General features: G+C 65.5%; 13 protein-coding genes. 2 read left to right on the top strand and 11 right to left on the bottom strand.

The window, feature by feature from the left end; translation table 11 throughout:
• Positions 1–357 precede the first annotated feature (357 nt).
• The 11 genes from D6B98_RS28140 to D6B98_RS28090 form a co-directional block, all read right to left on the bottom strand.
• Positions 358–1,296 carry a dihydrodipicolinate synthase family protein gene (locus tag D6B98_RS28140; protein ID WP_126260284.1) on the bottom strand — a complete coding sequence of 313 codons (939 nt, stop codon included), beginning with the start codon at positions 1,294–1,296 and terminating at the stop codon, positions 358–360.
• Positions 1,297–1,572: 276 nt separating this feature from the next.
• A complete protein-coding gene (locus D6B98_RS28135; RefSeq protein WP_126260283.1) occupies positions 1,573–3,654 on the bottom strand; it encodes a methyl-accepting chemotaxis protein in 2,082 nt (693 codons plus the stop codon).
• Between the two features lie 123 nt (positions 3,655–3,777).
• A complete protein-coding gene (locus tag D6B98_RS28130) occupies positions 3,778–4,548 on the bottom strand; it encodes an enoyl-CoA hydratase (RefSeq protein ID WP_126260282.1) in 771 nt (256 codons plus the stop codon).
• Entirely contained in the window at positions 4,545–5,027 is a 483-nt protein-coding gene (locus tag D6B98_RS28125; protein ID WP_126260281.1) for a MarR family winged helix-turn-helix transcriptional regulator, read from the bottom strand. The genes D6B98_RS28130 and D6B98_RS28125 overlap by 4 nt, the downstream gene beginning before the upstream one ends.
• Positions 5,028–5,075: 48 nt before the next feature.
• The gene (locus D6B98_RS28120; protein WP_164718906.1) at positions 5,076–6,737 is read right to left on the bottom strand and encodes a tannase/feruloyl esterase family alpha/beta hydrolase; all 1,662 of its coding nucleotides are present in this window, start codon (positions 6,735–6,737) and stop codon (positions 5,076–5,078) included.
• Between the two features lie 165 nt (positions 6,738–6,902).
• The gene (gene serA / locus D6B98_RS28115) at positions 6,903–8,147 is read right to left on the bottom strand and encodes a phosphoglycerate dehydrogenase (RefSeq protein ID WP_126260279.1); all 1,245 of its coding nucleotides are present in this window, start codon (positions 8,145–8,147) and stop codon (positions 6,903–6,905) included.
• Between the two features lie 345 nt (positions 8,148–8,492).
• A complete protein-coding gene (locus D6B98_RS28110; protein WP_126260278.1) occupies positions 8,493–9,725 on the bottom strand; it encodes a rhodanese-like domain-containing protein in 1,233 nt (410 codons plus the stop codon).
• Positions 9,726–9,814: 89 nt separating this feature from the next.
• Positions 9,815–11,098, bottom strand: coding sequence for a DUF1963 domain-containing protein (locus D6B98_RS28105; protein ID WP_126260277.1), 1,284 nt, complete (start codon positions 11,096–11,098; stop codon positions 9,815–9,817).
• Positions 11,099–11,262: 164 nt separating this feature from the next.
• Entirely contained in the window at positions 11,263–12,444 is a 1,182-nt protein-coding gene (locus tag D6B98_RS28100; RefSeq protein WP_126260276.1) for a PepSY-associated TM helix domain-containing protein, read from the bottom strand.
• Between the two features lie 2 nt (positions 12,445–12,446).
• Positions 12,447–14,774, bottom strand: a complete 2,328-nt coding sequence (locus tag D6B98_RS28095; RefSeq protein ID WP_126260275.1) for a TonB-dependent siderophore receptor — start codon at positions 14,772–14,774, stop codon at positions 12,447–12,449.
• Between the two features lie 211 nt (positions 14,775–14,985).
• Entirely contained in the window at positions 14,986–15,870 is an 885-nt protein-coding gene (locus tag D6B98_RS28090) for a dihydrodipicolinate synthase family protein (protein ID WP_164718905.1), read from the bottom strand.
• A gap of 179 nt (positions 15,871–16,049) precedes the next feature.
• On the opposite strand from D6B98_RS28090, the gene D6B98_RS28085 reads away from it, so the two are divergent.
• Both D6B98_RS28085 and D6B98_RS28080 read left to right on the top strand, forming a co-directional pair.
• Positions 16,050–17,462 carry an FAD-binding oxidoreductase gene (locus D6B98_RS28085; protein ID WP_126260273.1) on the top strand — a complete coding sequence of 471 codons (1,413 nt, stop codon included), beginning with the start codon at positions 16,050–16,052 and terminating at the stop codon, positions 17,460–17,462.
• Between the two features lie 9 nt (positions 17,463–17,471).
• A complete protein-coding gene (locus D6B98_RS28080; RefSeq protein ID WP_126260272.1) occupies positions 17,472–18,152 on the top strand; it encodes a GntR family transcriptional regulator in 681 nt (226 codons plus the stop codon).
• Positions 18,153–18,473 lie beyond the last annotated feature (321 nt).

The raw sequence follows: 18,473 nt of genomic DNA, 5'->3' as shown, positions 1-18,473 counted from the left end.
GGGGAAACTGGTCGAGCCGCGCTAATTCGACGCCCTCGGGTCGAATGCATGCCGGTGGGATCGGGCGGAACGCACGCGTCCTATTCAGTGTCGTCCCGGCGCAGGGACCCATAACCAGAGGGACGAGTGTGCGGCAAAGCCCCACTCCGAGTCGTCGTCAAACCGCTCCCTGGGGGTATGGATCCCGGATCTGCGCGCGCTTTCGGCGCGCTTGTCCGGGACGACAGCGGACAATGTCCCATGAGCTTTCGTAGGGTGGGCAAAGCGGAGCGTGCCCACCGCCTGTCGCTATAGATAACGGTGGTGGGCACGGCGCTTCGCGCCTTTGCCCACCCTACGGCAGCGGAACGTTGCGCACTACTTCCCCCAGCGCAAGGCCAGCGCATCGCGCTCTTTCGCCAGCTCCAGCAATCCCGCCCGCGTCGCCGGATGGAGCGGCTGGAGCGGGTGCCGCACGGCGTCCGACTTGATGACGCCGCCGGCCTGCATCATGACCTTGCACGCGATCAGGCCGCATTGACGGTTCTCGTAGTTGATCAGCGGCAGCCAGCGTTCGTATGCCGCCTTCGCCTTTTCGCGGTCACCGGCGAAATAGGGATCGACGATCTGGCGGATGCCGTCGGGATAGCCGCCGCCGGTCATCGCGCCGGTGGCACCGGCATCGAGATCGGCGAGCAGCGTGATCGCCTCCTCGCCATCCCAGGGGCCTTCAATGTCCTTGCCGCCCGCCTCGATCAGGCCGCGCAGCTTTGAGGCCGCACCCGCGACCTCGATCTTGAAATAGCGGATGTTCGAGAATTCGCGCGCCAGCCGCGCCAGCAGCTCGACCGAGAGCGGCGTGCCGGCCACCGGCGCGTCCTGGATCATGATCGGAATGTCGATCGCGCCCGAGAGCACCTTGAAGAATTCGACGATGCCCTTCTCGGGAACCCGGAAGGTCGCGCCGTGATAGGGCGGCATCACCATCACCATGGCCGCGCCCGCCGCCTCGGCCTGCTTGCTGCGCGCCGCGCAGACGGCCGAGCTGAAATGGGTGGTGGTGACGATCACGGGAACCCGTCCCGCGACTTGTTCCAGCACCGCATGCATCACCGTCTCGCGCTCGGCATCGGTGAGCACGAACTGCTCGGAGAAATTGGCGAGGATGCAGATGCCGTGCGAGCCGGCATCGATCATGAAATCGATGCAGCGGCGCTGTCCCTCGAGGTCGAGCTCACCGCGCTCGTCGAAGATGGTGGGCGCGACCGGGAACACGCCGCGATAGGGGCGCTGGGCCTTGTGTGGGGTGACCGGCATCGAACTCTCCATCCCTGATGTGTCTTGCGTCTGGCGCTGCGCTCAAGGCGCGCGGCGGCACAGATGTAGCCGCCGCGCGGACCGGCGGCAATGGCCGCTCGACATCAGACGGAGAGAACTGAGAGAGAGTTCGCCTGCGGCCGTCCTTCGCGATGCCCGCCTCCGGCGGCCCTCAGAATGAGGTCTCGGTCCGCGGCAAGATATCGGACCCTCATGGCGAGGAGCCCGCCAAAGCGGGCGTCTCGAACCATGCAGGCCGACGATTGCCTCAGGGGATTACGCGGTCTTCACCGCTCCCAAGAAGCCCTCGACCGCGACGCGGAGCCGATCGGCGTCGGCGGACATTTTCTTGACGGATTCCGACAGCACCGTGCCGGCATTGCCGGTCTGCTGGTTGAGCCTGGCGACGCTGCCGATCGTGTCGGTGACCTCGCGGGTGCCTTGCGCCGCCTGCTGGAAGTTGCGGGAGATCTCGGTGGTGGCGGCGCGCTGCTGCTCGACGGCGGCGGCAATCGCCGTCATCTTCTCGTCGATGCCGCTGATGGCGCCGCCGATCGAGCGGATGGCGGCAACCGCCTGGCCCGTCGCGGCCTGGATCTCCTCGACCTGGCGCGAGATCTCTTCGGTCGCGGTCGCCGTCTGGGAGGCGAGACTCTTGACCTCACCGGCGACCACGGCGAAGCCGCGGCCGGCCTCGCCCGCGCGCGCGGCTTCGATGGTGGCGTTCAGCGCCAGAAGGTTGGTCTGGCCGGCGATGGCGTTGATCATCTTGACCACTTCGCCGATGCGGCTTGCGGTCTGGTCGAGGATCTCGACCGTCGCATTGGTCTGCTCGGCCTGCGAGACGGCTTCGCGGGCCTCGCGGGCGCTGGACTGCACCTGCGCCGATATCTCGCCGACGGATGCGGAGAGCTCTTCGGTCGCGGCCGCGATGGTCTCGAGATTGTTGGTGGCCTGTTCGGCGGCGGAAGAGACCGCCGCGGTCTGGCTGCTCGACTGCGACACCAGCGAGCGCACGCCGGTCGCGGTGGCATCGAGCTCACGCGTCGAGGCCGCAACACTCTGGATGACGGCCTGCACGGTGTCGTCAAAGCTGCGGCATGCAGAATCGACAGTGCCGGAGCGCGCGAGCTGGAGCGCCTGCTGCGATTCGCGCTCCTGGCCCAGCCGTTCCGCGGTTGCCGCGCTCTCGCGCAAGCTTTCCAGTGTGGCGGCCATGGTGCCGAACTCGTCGGGATGCCGGGATTGCGGCACCGGCGTCGCATAGTCGCGGGCGCTGATGCGGGCGATGGCATCGAGGATGGCGCGTACCGGCCGCATCAGCCGATTGCGCACCACGAACACGCCGGCCAGCGTCACGGCCAGCGCGAGCAGGAAGGCGAGCGACTGCACGATGAGGTTGGTGAGGGCTTTGGCCTGGACGGCTTCCGCACGCGCGATCGACTGGTCGAGAGCCTTGTTGGCGACCGCGACGATCGGCGCGAAGGGCGACTGACACAGCGCATTCCATTCCGAGGCGGGCATTGCCGGCTTGCCGCTGCCGTCGAGATTCCTGGTGAGATCGCCGATCTGCTTGAGCACACCGTCCGTCTTGGCCCGCGCCTCCTTCGCGGCATTGACAAGGTCCGCCGTCACGTCGGGCGCGGCCAGCAATTCCTCCATGCCGGTCCAGCCGGCGGTGACGATGCCGTTCCATCCGGCCACGGTCTGCTTCTGGGTCTCGTCGAGCGGCTTTGAGGTGTTGACGTTGGGACGGAGGGTCGAGCACTGGATGCCGTAACGGTCGCGCACCTGCCAGGCCAAGCGGCGGGCCTGGATCATGCGCGCGATGAAGGGATCGTTGGTCCAGGCGCGGTTGGACACCGCGGTGGACGCCAGATTCGCGGTCTCGATCACCTTGGTGACGCCATCGTACCAGGGCGCGGTGCGCTCGATCTTGCGCTCGGCACGCGGCAGCTTGGCCTCGTCGTAGAACAGCTGGAACTTCGGAGCAGCCTCGCTCCAGCGCTGCTTCAGCGTGCTGGCGAGCTCGTCGCGGCGGGCGAACTCGACGGAGGAGAGCGCCGCGGCGATGGCATCATAGCCGGCCTGCTCGGCCTTCTCGGCGACGCCGAGCTTGGCGCGCGGATCGTCCTCGCCGAGCAGCGCGCTCTGCGCATCGCCGCGATTGCTGCGCAAGGCCAGCACGCCGTGGAAGATCGCCTTGTCGGCAGCCGCAAGCCGCTCGGTCTCCAGACTTTCGCTGTAGCGGCCGAATGCCCCGAGCATCTGGAACGCGGTGCTGGCCAGCGCGCCGGCGGCGAGCAGCGCCATCAGCGTCAGGAGAAGCGAGCTTACCGATTTGTTAAACATCGTCATGGGTTCGGGGGCCTACTCTTCACGAGAGGCCACCTTGCGTGGCGACATGCCAAGGTTTGGTTAAGACTTTAATCGAATACCTGCGGTTGTGCCCGCCGTTTCCTCCCGCCAGGCCGCGTCCGATCACGCCACCTTGTTGAAGTCAGGCGGCCGGCGCTCGGCGAAAGCAGTGAATGCTTCGCGCGCTTCGGCGGTGCGCAGGCGCTGGGCGAACTGCTCGCCTTCGGCCTGCATCTGCGCGACCAGCGCCTCGCCGTTGCGCATCAAGCGCTTGGTGGCGGTGAGGGCGCCGGCCGGTTGCCGGGCAAGGCGCTGCGCGAGCGCGAGCGCCTCGGCGTCGAGCTTGTCGAGCGGCACCACACGGTTGGCGATGCCCCATTGCAGCGCGGCCTGCGCCGGCACCGTCTCGCCCAGCGCGAACATCTCGTAGGCGCGGGCATGGCCGATGCGCGCCGGCATCAGCAGGCTGGAGGCCGCTTCCGGCACCAGCGCGAGGCTGACGAAGGGCGTCGACAATTGCGCGTTGTCCGCGAGCACCACGAGGTCGCAATGCAGCAGCATCGTGGTGCCGACGCCGACGGCACGGCCCTGCACCGCCGCGACCAGCGGCCGGGTGCAGCGGGCCAGCGACTGGATGAAGCGGATGACATTGCGGCTGCCTTCGGACTTGCCGGCTGCGACCGCGGCGAATTCGCCGACGTCGTTGCCGGCGGTGAACATGTCGCCCTCGCCGCGGATCAGGATCACGCGGACGGACGCATCGTGCTCGGCGGATTCGATGGCGTCGGCAAGCTTGCCGTACATCGCATCGGTGAGCGCGTTCTTCTTGTCGGGACGTGCCAGCGTGAGGGTGAGAATGCCGCCGTTGGTCTCGATGCGGACGTGCTCGGTCATGGGTTCGCTCCTTCTATTCGTCTGAATGCCTTATCGTCCGAAGGCCTTGGAAACTTGTCCTGAATGCTGGTCAGCCAGCGCGCGACGATGTCGATTTCCGCGGCCGTGAATCCGTCCGTCAACGCCGCGTTGATCTCGGCCGCGCCAGCCTTCGCTTGCGCCAGCGCGGTGCGTCCCTTCGGCGTCAGAAAGATGCGCCAGGCACGTCCGTCCTCGCGGTCGGCCCGTCGCTCGATCAACTTCGCAGCCTCGGTGCGGTCGACGAGGCCGGAAATGCCGGCCGGCCCCATGTCGAGAGCCGCGCCCGCCTCGCCCATCAGCACGCCGTCCTGCTTGCCGAGGATGAACAACAACCCCGCCTGCGCCGGCGTCACCTCGCTCTCCGGCCGCGCCGCCATCCAGCGCTGCAAGCGGCGCTGCGCGACGCTGAGCAGGTAGATCAGCCGGTGATGCCGCGCGTCAGCGCCATTATTTCGCATGCGAAATAAATAGCTGAGTGCGGACTCGTTGTCAAACGAGCCGTTTGGCTACGGCGCGCAGGTGAAGCTCGCCGCTTCCGTCACGGGTCCCGATTTGTAATGCGGCCAGGACGGCCAGCGGCACAGCGGCAGGGCGCGCAGCGTCGCGAACGACGGCGCCTCGACTTTCTGCTCGGCCACTTCGAGGTCGCCGGGCGCCTTGCCCTTCTCGACCCAGTCGACCAGCACGCTGAGCATGTCGACATTGGCCGGCGCGCCGGAACCGACATGGTCGACGCCCGGCGCGGTGTAGAGCCGCGCGAACTCGGCCGTTTCAGCCTTGCCGAGCTTGCGCTCGACGCTCTCGAAATAGCGGATGCCGGCATAGGGACTCTGGGCGTAATCGGCCATGTGCTCGAGCATGACGAGACGGCCGCCGCGCGCACGGAAGCGGCTGAGATCGGGATCGGTCGAATCCATCAGCTTCGACACTTCGAGCAGCCGCGCCTTGTGCTCCTCCACCTTGTAGGTGGTGACGTCGAGCTTGGGATCGCGCGCGAACACATATTGAATGCCGCCGGCCCCGTAGATCCAGGCGATGCCGTTGTTCGGCGCAGGCGGCTGCGCAGGCGGCGCGGTGCCGAGCCACCACGAGACCCAGCCGCCGGTCGGGCCAACCGCGGGGATGTCCTCGCCGGAGACGCCCCAACCCGGATAATCGTCGAGACCGTTGGCGAGCGCGAAGGGGAATTTGTAGGTGGCGTGCAGCGTCTCGATCGCCTTGACCTGCGCATCGGTGAGACACTGATCGCCGCTTTGGCCGGCCGCGCAACGCAGCGTGTCGACCTTGAAGGCCGCCTTGCAGGCAACGGGGTTCTGCACCAGCGCATCGTCGGAGCCGTCGGCCTTGTCGCAGGCCGCCCGCACCGCCTCGCCGACGAGCTTCACCTGCGCCGGATTGATCCAGCCCGCCCCCATTGTAACGAGACCCGAACGCGTGCCGGCGTGCTGCAGGCCGACCCAGTTGATGACAGGCACGCGGGCAAAGATTCCGTCGAAATCATCGGGGTAACGCTGCGCCATGGTGAGGCCTTCGCGGCCGCCCTCGGACGAGCCCATGAAGTACATCCTGTCGGGCTTCTTGCCGTAGGCGCGCTCCATCAGCGCAACCGCAACGTCGCGCACTCTCTTGTAGGAGCGGTGGGCGAAATTCTCGAAGGCTTCATCGTTCAGCGCAAAGACCTGCGGCGGCTCGCCCGGCCTGGTCTCGTGGCCGGAATCGGTGCCGTAGGTGACGAAGCCGCGCGCCAGCGGCGACGGCTTGTCGAAGGGATAGGCCGGCGGCAGCGCAAGGCCGGTGATCAGCACGCCGTTGAAACCGCCGCCGCCATATTGCAGCGAGCGCCCGTTCCATTCGACCGGAAGGTTGACCTGGAACCTGATCGGCGGCGCCTTGGGATCGGTGGGGTCGATATGGCCGAGTACCTTGCAGAAAGCCGGGTTGGCCGGCGTGATGCGCCCGGACGGCGTCGGCCCGCGTTCGGCGACAGTGAGCTGTGAGGGCGACTGCAGCGTTGCGGAATCGATCTTCACGGCGTCGGCGCCGCCAATGAGGCCCTTGCAGACCGTCTCTGCATCCGCTGTCAGGGTCGCGGCCAACGCAACGTTCGCGCTCAGGGCCGCCGCCGTACCCACGAGCCACGCGCACAGCTTCGCTCTTGTCAGCGTCATCGTTTCCACCCGGTTTGTGTTCTCGTTCAATCCACCAGAGGCCGCATTGAATGCGACCTTCTGCCGGCCGTCAACCGAGCGCTGCAGCCTGTTTCGATGGAATCGGAACAGGCTGCAATTTGTTGTTCTTTACGCCGACCGGGGTCCACTTCGCTGGAAAACGCTTTAGTGCTCGAACACCAGCCGCGCGCCGATCGTGCCGTCGAGGCTGCGGATCTGCTGCAGCAGCGCGGCGGAATCTTGCCCCGCGAGATCGGCGTCGAGCACGACATAGCCGAGATCGCCGGCGGTCTCCAGATATTGCGCGGCGATGTTGATGTCGCGCTGCAGGAAGACCTCGTTGAGCCGCCGCAGCATGCCGGGCACGTTGCGATGGACGTGGCTGAAGCGCGCGCCGGAGGGACGCAAATGCAGCTGCACTTCCGGAAAATTCACCGCGCCCATGGTCGAGCCCGTGATGAAATAGTCGACCAGCTTGCGCGCGACCTCGCCGCCGATGCGCTCCTGCGCCTCCTCGGTCGAGCCGCCGATATGCGGGGTGAGAATGACGTTCTCGAGGCCCTGCACCGGGCTCTTGAAGCGATCCGCGTTCGACGACGGCTCGACCGGAAACACGTCGATGGCGGCGCCGGCGAGGTGACCGTCGCGCAAGGCGCGCGCCAGCGCATCGAGATCGACCACGGTGCCGCGGCTGTTGTTGATCAGGAACGAGCCCGGCTTCATCGCCCGCAGCTCCTTCTCGCCGATCATGCCTGACGTCTCCGGCGTCTCCGGCACGTGCAGGCTGACGACGTCGCTCTGCGCCAGCAGCTCGTCCAGTCGCTCGACCGGCTCGGTGTTGCCGTGGCGGAGCTTGTCGGTGCGATCGAAATAGATCACGCGCATGCCCATGGCTTCGGCGAGCGTCGAGAGCTGCGAGCCGATATTGCCGTAGCCGACGATGCCGAGCGTGCGGCCGCGCACCTCGCGGCTGCCGGTCGCCGACTTGTCCCAGCCGCCGCCATGGGCCGATACCGAGCGCGGGAAGATCCGCCGCAGCAGCATCACGATCTCGCCGATCACGAGCTCGGCGACGCTGCGCGTGTTGGAGAACGGGGCGTTGAAGACGGGAATGCCGCGCTTGCGCGCCGCCGCGAGATCGACCTGATTGGTGCCGACGCTGAAGCAGCCGACCGCGAGCAGCTGGTCGGTCGCCCCGAGCACCTCATCGGTGATCTGGGTGCGCGAGCGGATGCCGAGCAACGACACGCCGTCGAGCGCCCGGCGCAGATCCCCGCCGTCGAGCGCCTTGGTCAGCCGCTCGACATTGGTGAAGCCCGCGCCCCTGAAAAGGTCGACAGCGCTATCATTGACGCCTTCGAGCAGCAGCGCCTTGGCGCTCCGCTCCGGGCCTTGGCCTGGGGCTGACATGGTGTCTCCGTAGATGATGAGCTTTGCCTGAGCACATAGACCGTGGAGGATGCGCAGCACAATAGGGGGCGGATACGGGAAGAAGATGGCGCTGCCGTGAGATGCGCTTGGCATCCCACAGCGTGCTCACAATAGCAGTCCCGTCATCCTGAGGTGCGAGACGTGGGACGCAACGCGTCCCACGGGGAGCCTCGAAGGATGAACGGCCCCGATGCCGCTAGCAGCCGGGCCGTCGCCCTTCGAGGGCCGCTAAGAAGCGGCCGCCTCCAGCGACAACGGCTTCGCCGTTGCGCAGGGGTGACGGTGATAAAGGAGCGCCAAGTAGGACGTACACCTGTCCATCTCTCAAATCACGTAAAACCCGTGTGTGCCGTCGCGGCGGAGCTGCTCGACGAGGCCGTATTCCCAATCGAGATAGGCCTGCATCGCGGCTTGCGCGACGTCAGTGCCTTCATAGGGCCGGCGGTAGCGGTGTGCCGGATCCGGCTTCGGCAGGATCTGCGGCGGGCCGACCTCGAGCGCACCGTCATAGCCGCCTTCGAGCACATAGACTTCCCAGCCCATCTGCGCCAGCCAGGACGCCGTCATGTCGGCACGAACGCTCCTGTCGTCGGTCAGAAGAATGCGCGCCCCGCGCACCGGCGCGGCCATGTCGGTTTCCTGCACGAGCTGGCCGCCCGGATAATGCCGGAAGCCCGGGAGGTGGCCGGCTGCATATTCCTCGGCATCGCGCACGTCGAAGCGATACAGCGTGCGATCCGTCTGCGCGATAAGCGCCGCCATCTCGCGCGCCCCGATGTGGCGAACGCCGGCGCGATAGGCGACATCGCGCGCATTGGCAGGACCGCCCGCGAACGGCCCGACCTCCCCGCGCCTGTCAGCACCGTGGTCGAGCCTGTGCCGCGCCAGCGTCCAGCCGATGGTGCCGTTGCGCAGCGCGCGCACCTTGTTGGGCACGCCGGCATTGATCAGCGACTGGGTGCCGATGATGGAGCGGGTGCGGCCGGCGCAATTGACGATGATGGTGGTGTCAGGATCGGGCGCGGCCTGCCCTGCGCGCAGCACCAGCTCGGCGCCGGGCACGCTAACCGAGCCCGGAATGTTCATGGTCGCATATTCGTCGAAGCGGCGGACGTCGAGGATGGCAATGTCGGCCTTGTCGGCGATCAGCTTGGCCACCTCGTCGGCGCTGAGCGATGGCGTATGCCTGCGCGATTCGACCAGTTCGCCGAACGCTTTCGAATAGGAATTGACGTCCTCGAACACCTCATAGCCCGCCGCGCGCCACGCCTTCAGCCCGCCATCGAGCGCGCTGATGTTGGTGTAGCCGAGCGCGGCAAGCCGCTCGGCGCCGGTCGGGACCAAGCCGTCGCCGTCATCATAGAGCACGATCGGCACGTCCCTGCGCGGCAGCCGGGTCTCGGCCTCTATCGCAATCCGGTCGACGGCCATGTTGGCCGCGAACAGCGGATGCCCGGTCGCAAAGCCCGCCTCGTACCGGAGATCGAGCAGCGCGATCTCCTCGCGCAGCAGCAGCGCGCGGCGGATGTCGGCGGGGGTGACGGTGGGAAGCTTCATTGTGCGGCCTTGCAAAGTGAACAGGGACCTTTTGAACCATTGCGGTAGCGTTGGCCAGCAATAAGCCAGAAGCACATGCGGAGATCAGTCTAGTCGCATTGGTATGTTGCGACGACCTGCGAGAAATCGCCTTGAGCAAGCGCATCGGGATCGATCCAGAAATGAAGCACGCCGCCGATATCCGAGTGCCAATTGAAAAAGGCAAGATCGCCCTCGATCTGAAGCAGCAAGATATCCTCCAGATGCTCCTCGGTCGCATCCTGCCATGAGCTGCCATACCCCAGCATCTGATGAATCGCCGTGTGGAAATGGCGGCGTTGCCCCTCCTTTGCCGTCGGCGCCATCCAACGATTTTGCCGCACGAGATTTGCAACGTAACTCAATGGAGCGTCATCGACAGTGTCGACATCGTGCGTCGCCATACAACGGATGGTATGGTTGATGGCGTTGCCAAGGTCTTCCGTGATTTGGCCGACACTAGTGGTTACCTGCCCGTCCAAGTTCTCGTAGCCCTGCACGATGTCGAACCACCAAGACCTGAACGCTGCCTTCGCGCCGGCATCGACATCATCCAGTGGAGTCAGATCCCGACACCGTTCGAGCCACCCTATGGCCCCGGTACGAAAACGCTTCAGCTCCACGATTGCTTCTTCGGTGGCCGGCTTGCCGTAATATCCGTCCGTCAGGTCGCGCTGAATATTTGATAAGACCGACCGAACCACGCAAGCGATCAGCAGCCAATTGAACGGCCAATCGTCGTCCTTCCGATAGTTGTCCACGCGTCGGAACTGAAGCAGATCATTCTGTTGCGGCTCGCCTGGACCTAGCGCTTTACATAATTCCTTGATCATGAGTTCGCCTCCGACGGCATCTTCCAGGAAGTAGAAGTCACGGAACTGCCGGAAGGAAACCGGGTATTTGAATTCGACCTTGGAATGGAAATCGACGTCGGGATCGAGCCATCTGACTTGGTAGTCACCGTCGCTGCCAGCCAACGGCATCAGATCCGGCGGTGGCTGGCGGTCGGGATACGCATTGCCGTCGGTTGGGCTGTAGAGGACGCGACAGGGTGGGTGTCCCTCGCCAACGAACACAGAGCTACAGAAGAAATAAAGCGTACCCCGCGTCGGAAGCGGCGACCAACCTCCCCCTGGCACTTCGGCCAAGTCGATCTGGGCCACGAATGTCAGTGCAACGGTCTCTGGTGATTTGTAGGCCGTGACGTCTGCGATCGGCCAATCGAAACGCGGAGGCAATTTGGGAAGCCCCCCGAAGAAACTTCGTGCCGGGTGCGCCAATGGCACGGGCAGATCGCTGCGCCTGACCAGCATGGCAGGCAGGGCCGTCTCCTCAAGTTCGTCTCGTTCAGACATTGCTGAAGGGCTCCAGTACACGACCTCAACGTGTGGAGGGAACCATTCTCTAATGCCCGAGACAAGAATTTCCTTGCTTGGCTGTGATGACGACGCTTGGAGTAACTGGCCTCGGCCCAAGAGACCAAGTTGTCATCAGGCCTCTCGGCGACCGCCTCGTCCGCTCACTCGCCGGGAACGAGCCGCCCGAGCGGCGTCTGTGCCGCGCGCCGCAGCTTGCGGCGTGACAGATAGAGCAGGATGCCGGTGACCGAAAAAAGAGGCATCAGGATTGCCGCCATCATGAAGGCGAGCTTGCCCGGCCATCCCAGGATGGCGCCGCGATGGATGTCGTAGATGGCCGCGATGATCTTCTCGCCGAACGTCTTATCGGTAAAGCGCTCCGCGGAAGCCAGCTGGCCGGTGACGGCATCGATGCGGAATTCATCGCGCGTGGTTTCGAGCAACGAGGCCTTCCCCCACGACCGGATGCGGATCGTCGTACCCGGTCCGCCCGGCAGCGTCAGCAAGGCTCTGGAGAAGCGGCCGCCTTCCTCGCGCTGGAACGTGGTCCATGCCGGATCGAAGCCGATTGACGGCACCGGCCCGGAGTTGGCCAAGCGCGGCGGCTTTGCAGGCATCTTCGCTGCGGTGACGTGAGGACGCGCCAACAGCCAGGTCACGCCGTCCTTGTACCATTCGAAGGAGAAGTACAGCCCGGTGAGCGTCATCGTCAGATAGACCGGAAGCACCCAGGTGCCGATCACAGTGTGCAGCGAGCGATGCAATCCGCGGCCGCTGAGCCCGAGATTGGGCTTCAGCCACATCTTCACGCTGCCTGCCCGACGCGGCCAGCGCAGCACCAGTCCCGACACCAGCATGACGATCAGGCCGAGCGCGATGGTGCCGGTAATGGGGCGTCCCCAGCCCTTGCCGTCGTCGGGGATGAGGAGCCAGCGATGCAGCCGGCGCACCGTCGCGAAGAACGCCTCGCCGCGCGGCGAGCCCAGCACGCGCGCGTCATAGGGGTCGACATAGAGCGAGGTCGGCCGGTCGCCCCGTTCGTCACGCGCAAAGCGGACATGGACCGCCGCCGACGGATCGCTCGACAACGTGACCGCCGAGACCTTGCCGAGATCCTGCGCCGCCTTCAGCCGCGCCACCAGCTCGTCCGGCATCAGCGCCGGCGCCTGACGCGGCGCGACCTGCATGATGCCGGCATTGAGATGATCGACGATCTCGTCCTCGAAGCTCATGATCGCGCCGGTCAGCGCGACCAGAGACAGCAGCAGCGCGAGGACCAGGCCCGCGATGGAATGGACCTGGAACAGGACCGCCTTGATCGTGCGTCCCAGCCGCGCCGCCATGGCTAGAACTTCACCGTCGCCGACAGCGAGAACCGCCGGGCATCGCCGATGGCGACGTTCAAGGCGCTCCCGGTGCTGGACGTATAGTAGAGCTTGTCGAACAGGTTCTTGACGTTGAACTGATAAGTCACGGGCAGATGATCGATCTTCGTGTCGTACGTGGCAAAAATGTCCGCCACGGTATAGGCCGGCATAAAGAACGTGTTGATAGAGTCGCCCGCCCGATCGCCGACATAGTGCGCGCCGCCGCCCAGCCGCAGGCGTCCGGGGAGCCTGTCGCCGAAATCGTAGACGAGATAGAGCGAAGCCGTGTTCATTGGAACATTGAACAGCTTGGCATTGCCGACAACGGGGTCGTCGATCAGGCGTGCGTCGGTATAGCCGTAACTTGCGATCATGCTCCATTCGTCGGTCAGCCTGCCGGTCACGTCCAGTTCGACGCCGCGTGACCTGGCCGCACCGGACGTGCGCGCCGCCGACTTGCCGCCGCCGATGTCGTCCAGCACCAGCACGTTCTTCTTCTGGATGTCGTAGACCGCCAGAGTGCCCGACAGCCGCTTGTTGACGTCGAATTTTAGACCGGTCTCCCACTGCGTTCCCTCTTCGGGCGCAATGGTGGAATCGACGACGAAGCCGGCCGTGAACGGCGGGATGACCGAGGTCGGCTTCAGCGACTGCGTATAGCTCACGTAATAAGAGAGCTGGTCGTTCAGCTTGACGATGACGCCGCCGAGCGGCAGCACCTTGTCGCCCGAAAGATTGGTGGCAGTGACAAAGAGGGGCCGGCCCTTTCCGGCGAGCTGCTCGTATTCCATCCAGCGCACACCGCCGACCAAGGACAGCCAGTTGGTCAGGTGAAACGTGTCCTGGGCGAAGAAGCTGCGGGTGCCGAGCTTGTCGGTCTGCTCGCTGTCGGTTGCCGAAACGGTCGTGCCCGGCGTGATCCGTCCGTAGACGGGGTTATAGAAATTGAAGCTCGGGGTCGCCTGGCGAATCAAATCGTGGCGATCGATCGTGCGATACAGCGCCTCGCCGCCGAACAGGATCTCGTTGCGGAAGGCGCCTACCCAGACGTCGCCTTGCAGATAGGAGGTGCCGTAGCTGGCGTTGCTCAGCGAGTTGCGCGTACCGTCGTTGCTGCGGGTTTCAACGCCGGTCGTGGCGTTGACGCTGGTGATACGAAGCTGGTTCGCGCTGAAAGTCTCGGTGTTGTAGCTGTAGGCCGCCGTGACCTTCCAATTGTCGTCGAGCTTCTGCTCGACGGAAGCCTGCACCAGGTCGGACGTACCCCACATGTTGTTGAAGGGCTCGTCGAGCCGGCGCGTCTTCGGGATCGCCAGCGGAGCGCCTTTGACGAAAGCCGTACCGCGGTCGAACGGAGTGATGAACTCGCGGTGCTCATAGGTGAGCTGCACCGTCGTTGTGTCGCCGTACCAGGCCAGCGACGGATTCACCAGCATTTCGCGGTGGCGGCCGAAGTTGCGCCAATAGTCCTCGCTGACGCCATAACCGATGAAGCGATAGGCGAGACCGCCGTCGCCGATCGGACCGGTGATGTCGAGCGTGCCGTCGGCGCCGCTGCGGTTGTTCGCATAGGTCGAGCCGAGCAGCGTGACCGAACCGTGCTGATAGAGCTCCGGCCGCTTGCTGATGGTGTTGACGATGCCGCCGGGATCCATGATGCCGTAGAGCAGCGAGGCCGGCCCCTTCAGCACCTCGACGCTCTCGACCGCGGCATTGAGGCTGCGGCCCTGCACCAGCGGCATGCCGTTGCGCATGATCGAGCCGTCGCGGTTGTCGCCGAAGCCGCGGCGGATCACGGCGTCCTGAGTGCCTGCAAGCGTGTTGGTCTGCGTGATCCCGCTGATGTTGACCAGCGCATCGTCGATGTTTCGCGGCAACTGGTCTTTCAGCACCTGCGCGGGCACGACGTTGACGGTCTGCGAGGTATCGAGCGGCGAGGCGCCGCTGCGCAGCGTGGTGGCGCTCGGCATCGCACGGTAGCCGAGCTTGGCGGCCTGTTGCGCGGCAGCTTCCGCGGCGGCGCGCTCCGAGGGCGTCGGCGCTGCGGGCGCAGAATTGCGATTCGACTGGCGCCGCGCCGCAGTTTGCGCGCGGCGTGAGGATTGATCCGCGGCGCGCGCCGGCTTCGACCGCGCTGTTGGAGCCTCCACCGTCACAGGCGGCAGGGCCGATTGCGCCTGCGCGGTCGTCGTGTTGGAGTGGCATTCGACGAGCAGCACGGCTGCTCCAATGAGAAGACCTGCACGGCGCTTGCCGGCACGGTGACGATGGCTGCTGACGCGTTGGCCATCCAGATGAGCACGCACGTTCGATTCACTTCCAAGTCAGACACGGCATTGAAGCTCGCGCGTCTAACAGCCACCGTGCGCGAAGAGAACCGTAGCCGGAGTTGAATCGCTCTAGTGTTGAATCATTCTAAGAAGAGAGCGACCGTGAACGGCAATCTCCAATTGCCATCGTGCCACCCACGACACGTCGCACGCGAACTCGCGGCGACGTATCAAGTTTCGTGCGGTCTCACGCGATGGCAGGCGCGGTCAGCTCGTCGAGCTTTCGCTTCAACGCAGCGCCGTCGGACGCGGCGCGGAGCGGCGGGCGCACGCGCAGCCAGGCTGCATCGCCGGTCTGCGCCGCAAGGATCGCCTTCAGCGTCGCGGTGAACGACGGCGTCTTCAGCACGATATCGATCGCGGCCTGCATGCGCGCTTCGACGTCCTTGCCGTCGACCATGCCCTTGACCAGCTCGGGCACGACATTGGCCATGCCGCAGATGGTGCCGGCGCCGCCCGCCGTCATCGCGCGGGCGATATCGGCTTCGTTGCCGACGGTGATGGCGAGTTCGGGAGCTGCGGCACGGAAGGCCTGGAACTGCTTGAAGTCACCGCTGGAGTCCTTCAGGCCCGCCACCACCCTGCCGTAGCGCTTGCGCAAGCTCGCAGCCACGGTGGTGGGGATCGCAACGCCCGAGGTCTGCGGGATATGATAGAGATAGGCGCGCAACCGATCATGGGCGACGCCGTCGACAATCGCGGCAAAGGCATCCTCGATGCCTTCGCTCGTGACGCTGCGATCGAAATAGGGCGGCAGCAACAGCACGTGACGCAGGCCGAGGCCGAGCACGGCGCGCGTGAGCGCGATGCTGTCGGTGATGGCGGGGAAGCCGCCGCCGATGCCGATGCGCTCCGGCGCAATGCCGGCCTTGAGCACGGCTTCGATGGTCGCGACGCGCTCGGCGACATTGAAGGAGGTGCCCTCTCCGGTGGTGCCGAACAACACGACCCCATCGACGCCCTTGCTGAACAGCTGCCTGGCGTGAGCCGTAAGCTTTGCCGAATCCACGCTACCGTCGGCCGCCAGCGGCGTCGCCGATGCCACCCAGAACCCGCGAATTGCCTCGGTCATCACACTGCCCTTTGCTTCAACCCCGAACTAAGCCTCTGATCTTCAACGATCTTCCGCGGCTTCCTCAGGCCTTGTTTTTGCTTTACTTTTCGTCTTGTACCTTACATACAAGACATACGCAAACCCTTTCCACCGCGAAGGCGCGCATGAGGCGCGGCCAGCTTCCGAGGAGGTCTCGCATGAACATGGTGACCCCCATCGGGCGACCCGAGCAATTGCTCGGTGCGCTGCGCGACAAGCTCGGCGCGGCTGCCGTGTTGATCGGCACCGACGTGCCGGCGCGCAATTGCAACGACTGGAGCGCGAGCCTGCCGCAGACGCCGCTCGCGGTGATCCGCCCCGTCGATGCGCAAGGCGTGGCCGACGCGGTTGCCACCTGCCGGCAGGCACATCTGCCGTTCGTGCCGCAGGGCGGACTGACCGGACTGTGCCGCGGCGCCTCGCCCGAAGCCGGCTGGGTCGCGATCTCGCTGGAGCGCATGACCGGCATCGAGGAGATCGATGCGGCCTCCGCAACGATGACGGTGAAAGCGGGAACGCCGCTGGAGACGATCCAGAGGGCCGCGGACGAGGCCGGCTTCTTCTTTCCGCTCGACCTCGGCTCGCGCGGCTCCTGCGCGATCGGCGGCAATCTCTCCACCAATGCCGGCGGCAACCGCGTGATCCGCTACGGCATGACGCGCGAGCTGGTGCTCGGGCTCGAAGTCGTGCTGCCCGACGGCAGCATCATCACCGGCCTCAACAAGCTGATGAAGAACAACGCCGGCTATGACCTCAAGCACCTCTTCATCGGCTCCGAAGGCACGCTCGGCATCATCACCCGCGTGGTGCTAAAACTGTTCCCGAAGCCGCGCTCGACCATGGCCGCGCTCTGCGCTCTGAACGACTATGCCGCGGTGGTCGCGCTGCTCGGCGCGGCGCGCAGCGGGCTCGGCCCGCTGCTGTCGGCTTTCGAGGTGATGTGGCCGAACTATTGGGACGTGATCACAAATCGCGCCGGGGTAAAGCCGCCCGTCACCGCCGGCCACGGTCTCTACGTGCTGGTGGAGGCGCAGGGCACCGACGAGAGCCTGGATGCTCCGCGCTTCCAGGCCTGGCTCGAAGAGCTGATGGAGCGCGGGCTGCTGGCCGATGCCGCCGTGGCGCAGTCGTTGGCGCAGACGCAGGCGTTCTGGCGCGTGCGCGACATCTGCGCCGAGTTCGGCCAGGTGCTGGGGCCGCACATCTCCTACGATATCGGCCTTGCGGTGGCGCGGATGGACGAGTTCGTCACGCGCTGCAAGGCCGCGCTCGCTGACGGTATCAAGGGCTGCGAGAGCGTCTATTACGGCCATATCGGCGACGGCAATCTGCATCTGGTCTCATGGGTCGCCGGCCTTGCCGTCGAGCAGCAGCCGAAGGAAGAGATGGACACGATCATCTATGGTCTCGTCCGCGAGCTCGGCGGCAGCGTCTCCGCAGAGCACGGCATCGGCACGTTGAAGAAGAAATGGCTGGGCCATGCCCGCAGCGAAGCCGAGATCGCGCTGATGCGGACGCTGAAAGCGGCGCTCGATCCCGATCGGCTGCTCAATCCCGGCAAGGTGATCTGAGACACGCAAATGCGCTCGCTCAAGCTCGATACGCCGAAATCGCTGTCGCAGCGGGTGATGCAGCGGCTGCGCCAGGCGATCATCGACGGCGAGTTCGCGCTCGGCGCCGCCATCTCCGAGGAGATGGTGGCCAATTCCTTCGGCGTCAGCCGCACGCCGGTGCGCGAGGCCATGGGCCAGCTGCAGGCGCAAGGCCTCGTGGTAATCCGCCCGCAGGTCGGCAGCTTCGTGTTCACCCCGAGTGCGGACGACATCAACGCGCTCTGCACTTTCCGCATCGCGCTCGAGCCCAAGGCGGCCGAGCTCGCCTATCGTCACGATCGCGACGGTGCAATCGCCTCGATGAGCGAGGCGATCGCGGCGATGGAGCCGGCGGTGACGGCGAAGGACAACATCGCCTATGGGCGCGCCGATGCCGCCTTTCACGAGGCACTGTTTGCCCATTGCGGCAACCGCTATCTCGCCGAATCCTATCAGCTGGTCTCCGGCCGCGTCGCCGCGCTCCGCACCAATCTGACCTCCCCGATCGACGTCAGGACCCGCACCTCGTTCGACGAGCATCGCAGGCTGCTCGATCTGTTCGGGCGCGGCGAGCTCGCCGCCTTCGAGGAATTGATGACCACGCACATCACCAATTCTGGCGTGGTCTATGCCAAGGCCTTGAGGGTCGAGACGCTGAAAGCGGATTGAGCGCGACTATTTCGCGTCCCTCGAGCCCGGCCTGTCCAGGAAATCCAGCGCGGTGTTGATCTGTTCGAGCTGGTGCTCGATCTTGTCGCGATCCTCGACCGACGGCGCCTTTTCGAGCTGTTCCACGAGCTTCTGCTTCCGCAACAGCAAGTTCTCTATGACTGTGCTCACAGCTCCCCCATCGCCACAAACGGACGTCGCGAGCGCGCGCGAGCCGGGCTCGCCGCAACCCTCTCCAGAATGTCCACGAAGACGGATGGTTCCTGGCGGCTCGGGAACCTTCGATCTTTCACGCCTCCGTCGGTTGTATTCGGGAGCCCG

Source organism: Bradyrhizobium sp. LVM 105 (assembly GCF_003957705.1).
GTDB lineage: Bacteria > Pseudomonadota > Alphaproteobacteria > Rhizobiales > Xanthobacteraceae > Bradyrhizobium > Bradyrhizobium frederickii.
Note: the sequence above shows the minus strand (reverse complement) of the source record. Positions and strands in the feature narration are given on the sequence as shown.

Excerpts from the sequence above, each read along its gene's own strand:
- D6B98_RS28140 (WP_126260284.1), bottom strand. The coding sequence starts at position 1,296 with ATGCCGGTCACCCCACACAAGGCCCAGCGCCCCTATCGCGGCGTGTTC.
- D6B98_RS28135 (WP_126260283.1), bottom strand. The coding sequence starts at position 3,654 with ATGACGATGTTTAACAAATCGGTAAGCTCGCTTCTCCTGACGCTGATG.
- D6B98_RS28130 (WP_126260282.1), bottom strand. The coding sequence starts at position 4,548 with ATGACCGAGCACGTCCGCATCGAGACCAACGGCGGCATTCTCACCCTC.
- D6B98_RS28125 (WP_126260281.1), bottom strand. The coding sequence starts at position 5,027 with ATGCGAAATAATGGCGCTGACGCGCGGCATCACCGGCTGATCTACCTG.
- D6B98_RS28120 (WP_164718906.1), bottom strand. The coding sequence starts at position 6,737 with ATGACGCTGACAAGAGCGAAGCTGTGCGCGTGGCTCGTGGGTACGGCG.
- serA (WP_126260279.1), bottom strand. The coding sequence starts at position 8,147 with ATGTCAGCCCCAGGCCAAGGCCCGGAGCGGAGCGCCAAGGCGCTGCTG.
- D6B98_RS28110 (WP_126260278.1), bottom strand. The coding sequence starts at position 9,725 with ATGAAGCTTCCCACCGTCACCCCCGCCGACATCCGCCGCGCGCTGCTG.
- D6B98_RS28105 (WP_126260277.1), bottom strand. The coding sequence starts at position 11,098 with ATGTCTGAACGAGACGAACTTGAGGAGACGGCCCTGCCTGCCATGCTG.
- D6B98_RS28100 (WP_126260276.1), bottom strand. The coding sequence starts at position 12,444 with ATGGCGGCGCGGCTGGGACGCACGATCAAGGCGGTCCTGTTCCAGGTC.
- D6B98_RS28090 (WP_164718905.1), bottom strand. The coding sequence starts at position 15,870 with ATGACCGAGGCAATTCGCGGGTTCTGGGTGGCATCGGCGACGCCGCTG.
- D6B98_RS28085 (WP_126260273.1), top strand. The coding sequence starts at position 16,050 with ATGAACATGGTGACCCCCATCGGGCGACCCGAGCAATTGCTCGGTGCG.
- D6B98_RS28080 (WP_126260272.1), top strand. The coding sequence starts at position 17,472 with ATGCGCTCGCTCAAGCTCGATACGCCGAAATCGCTGTCGCAGCGGGTG.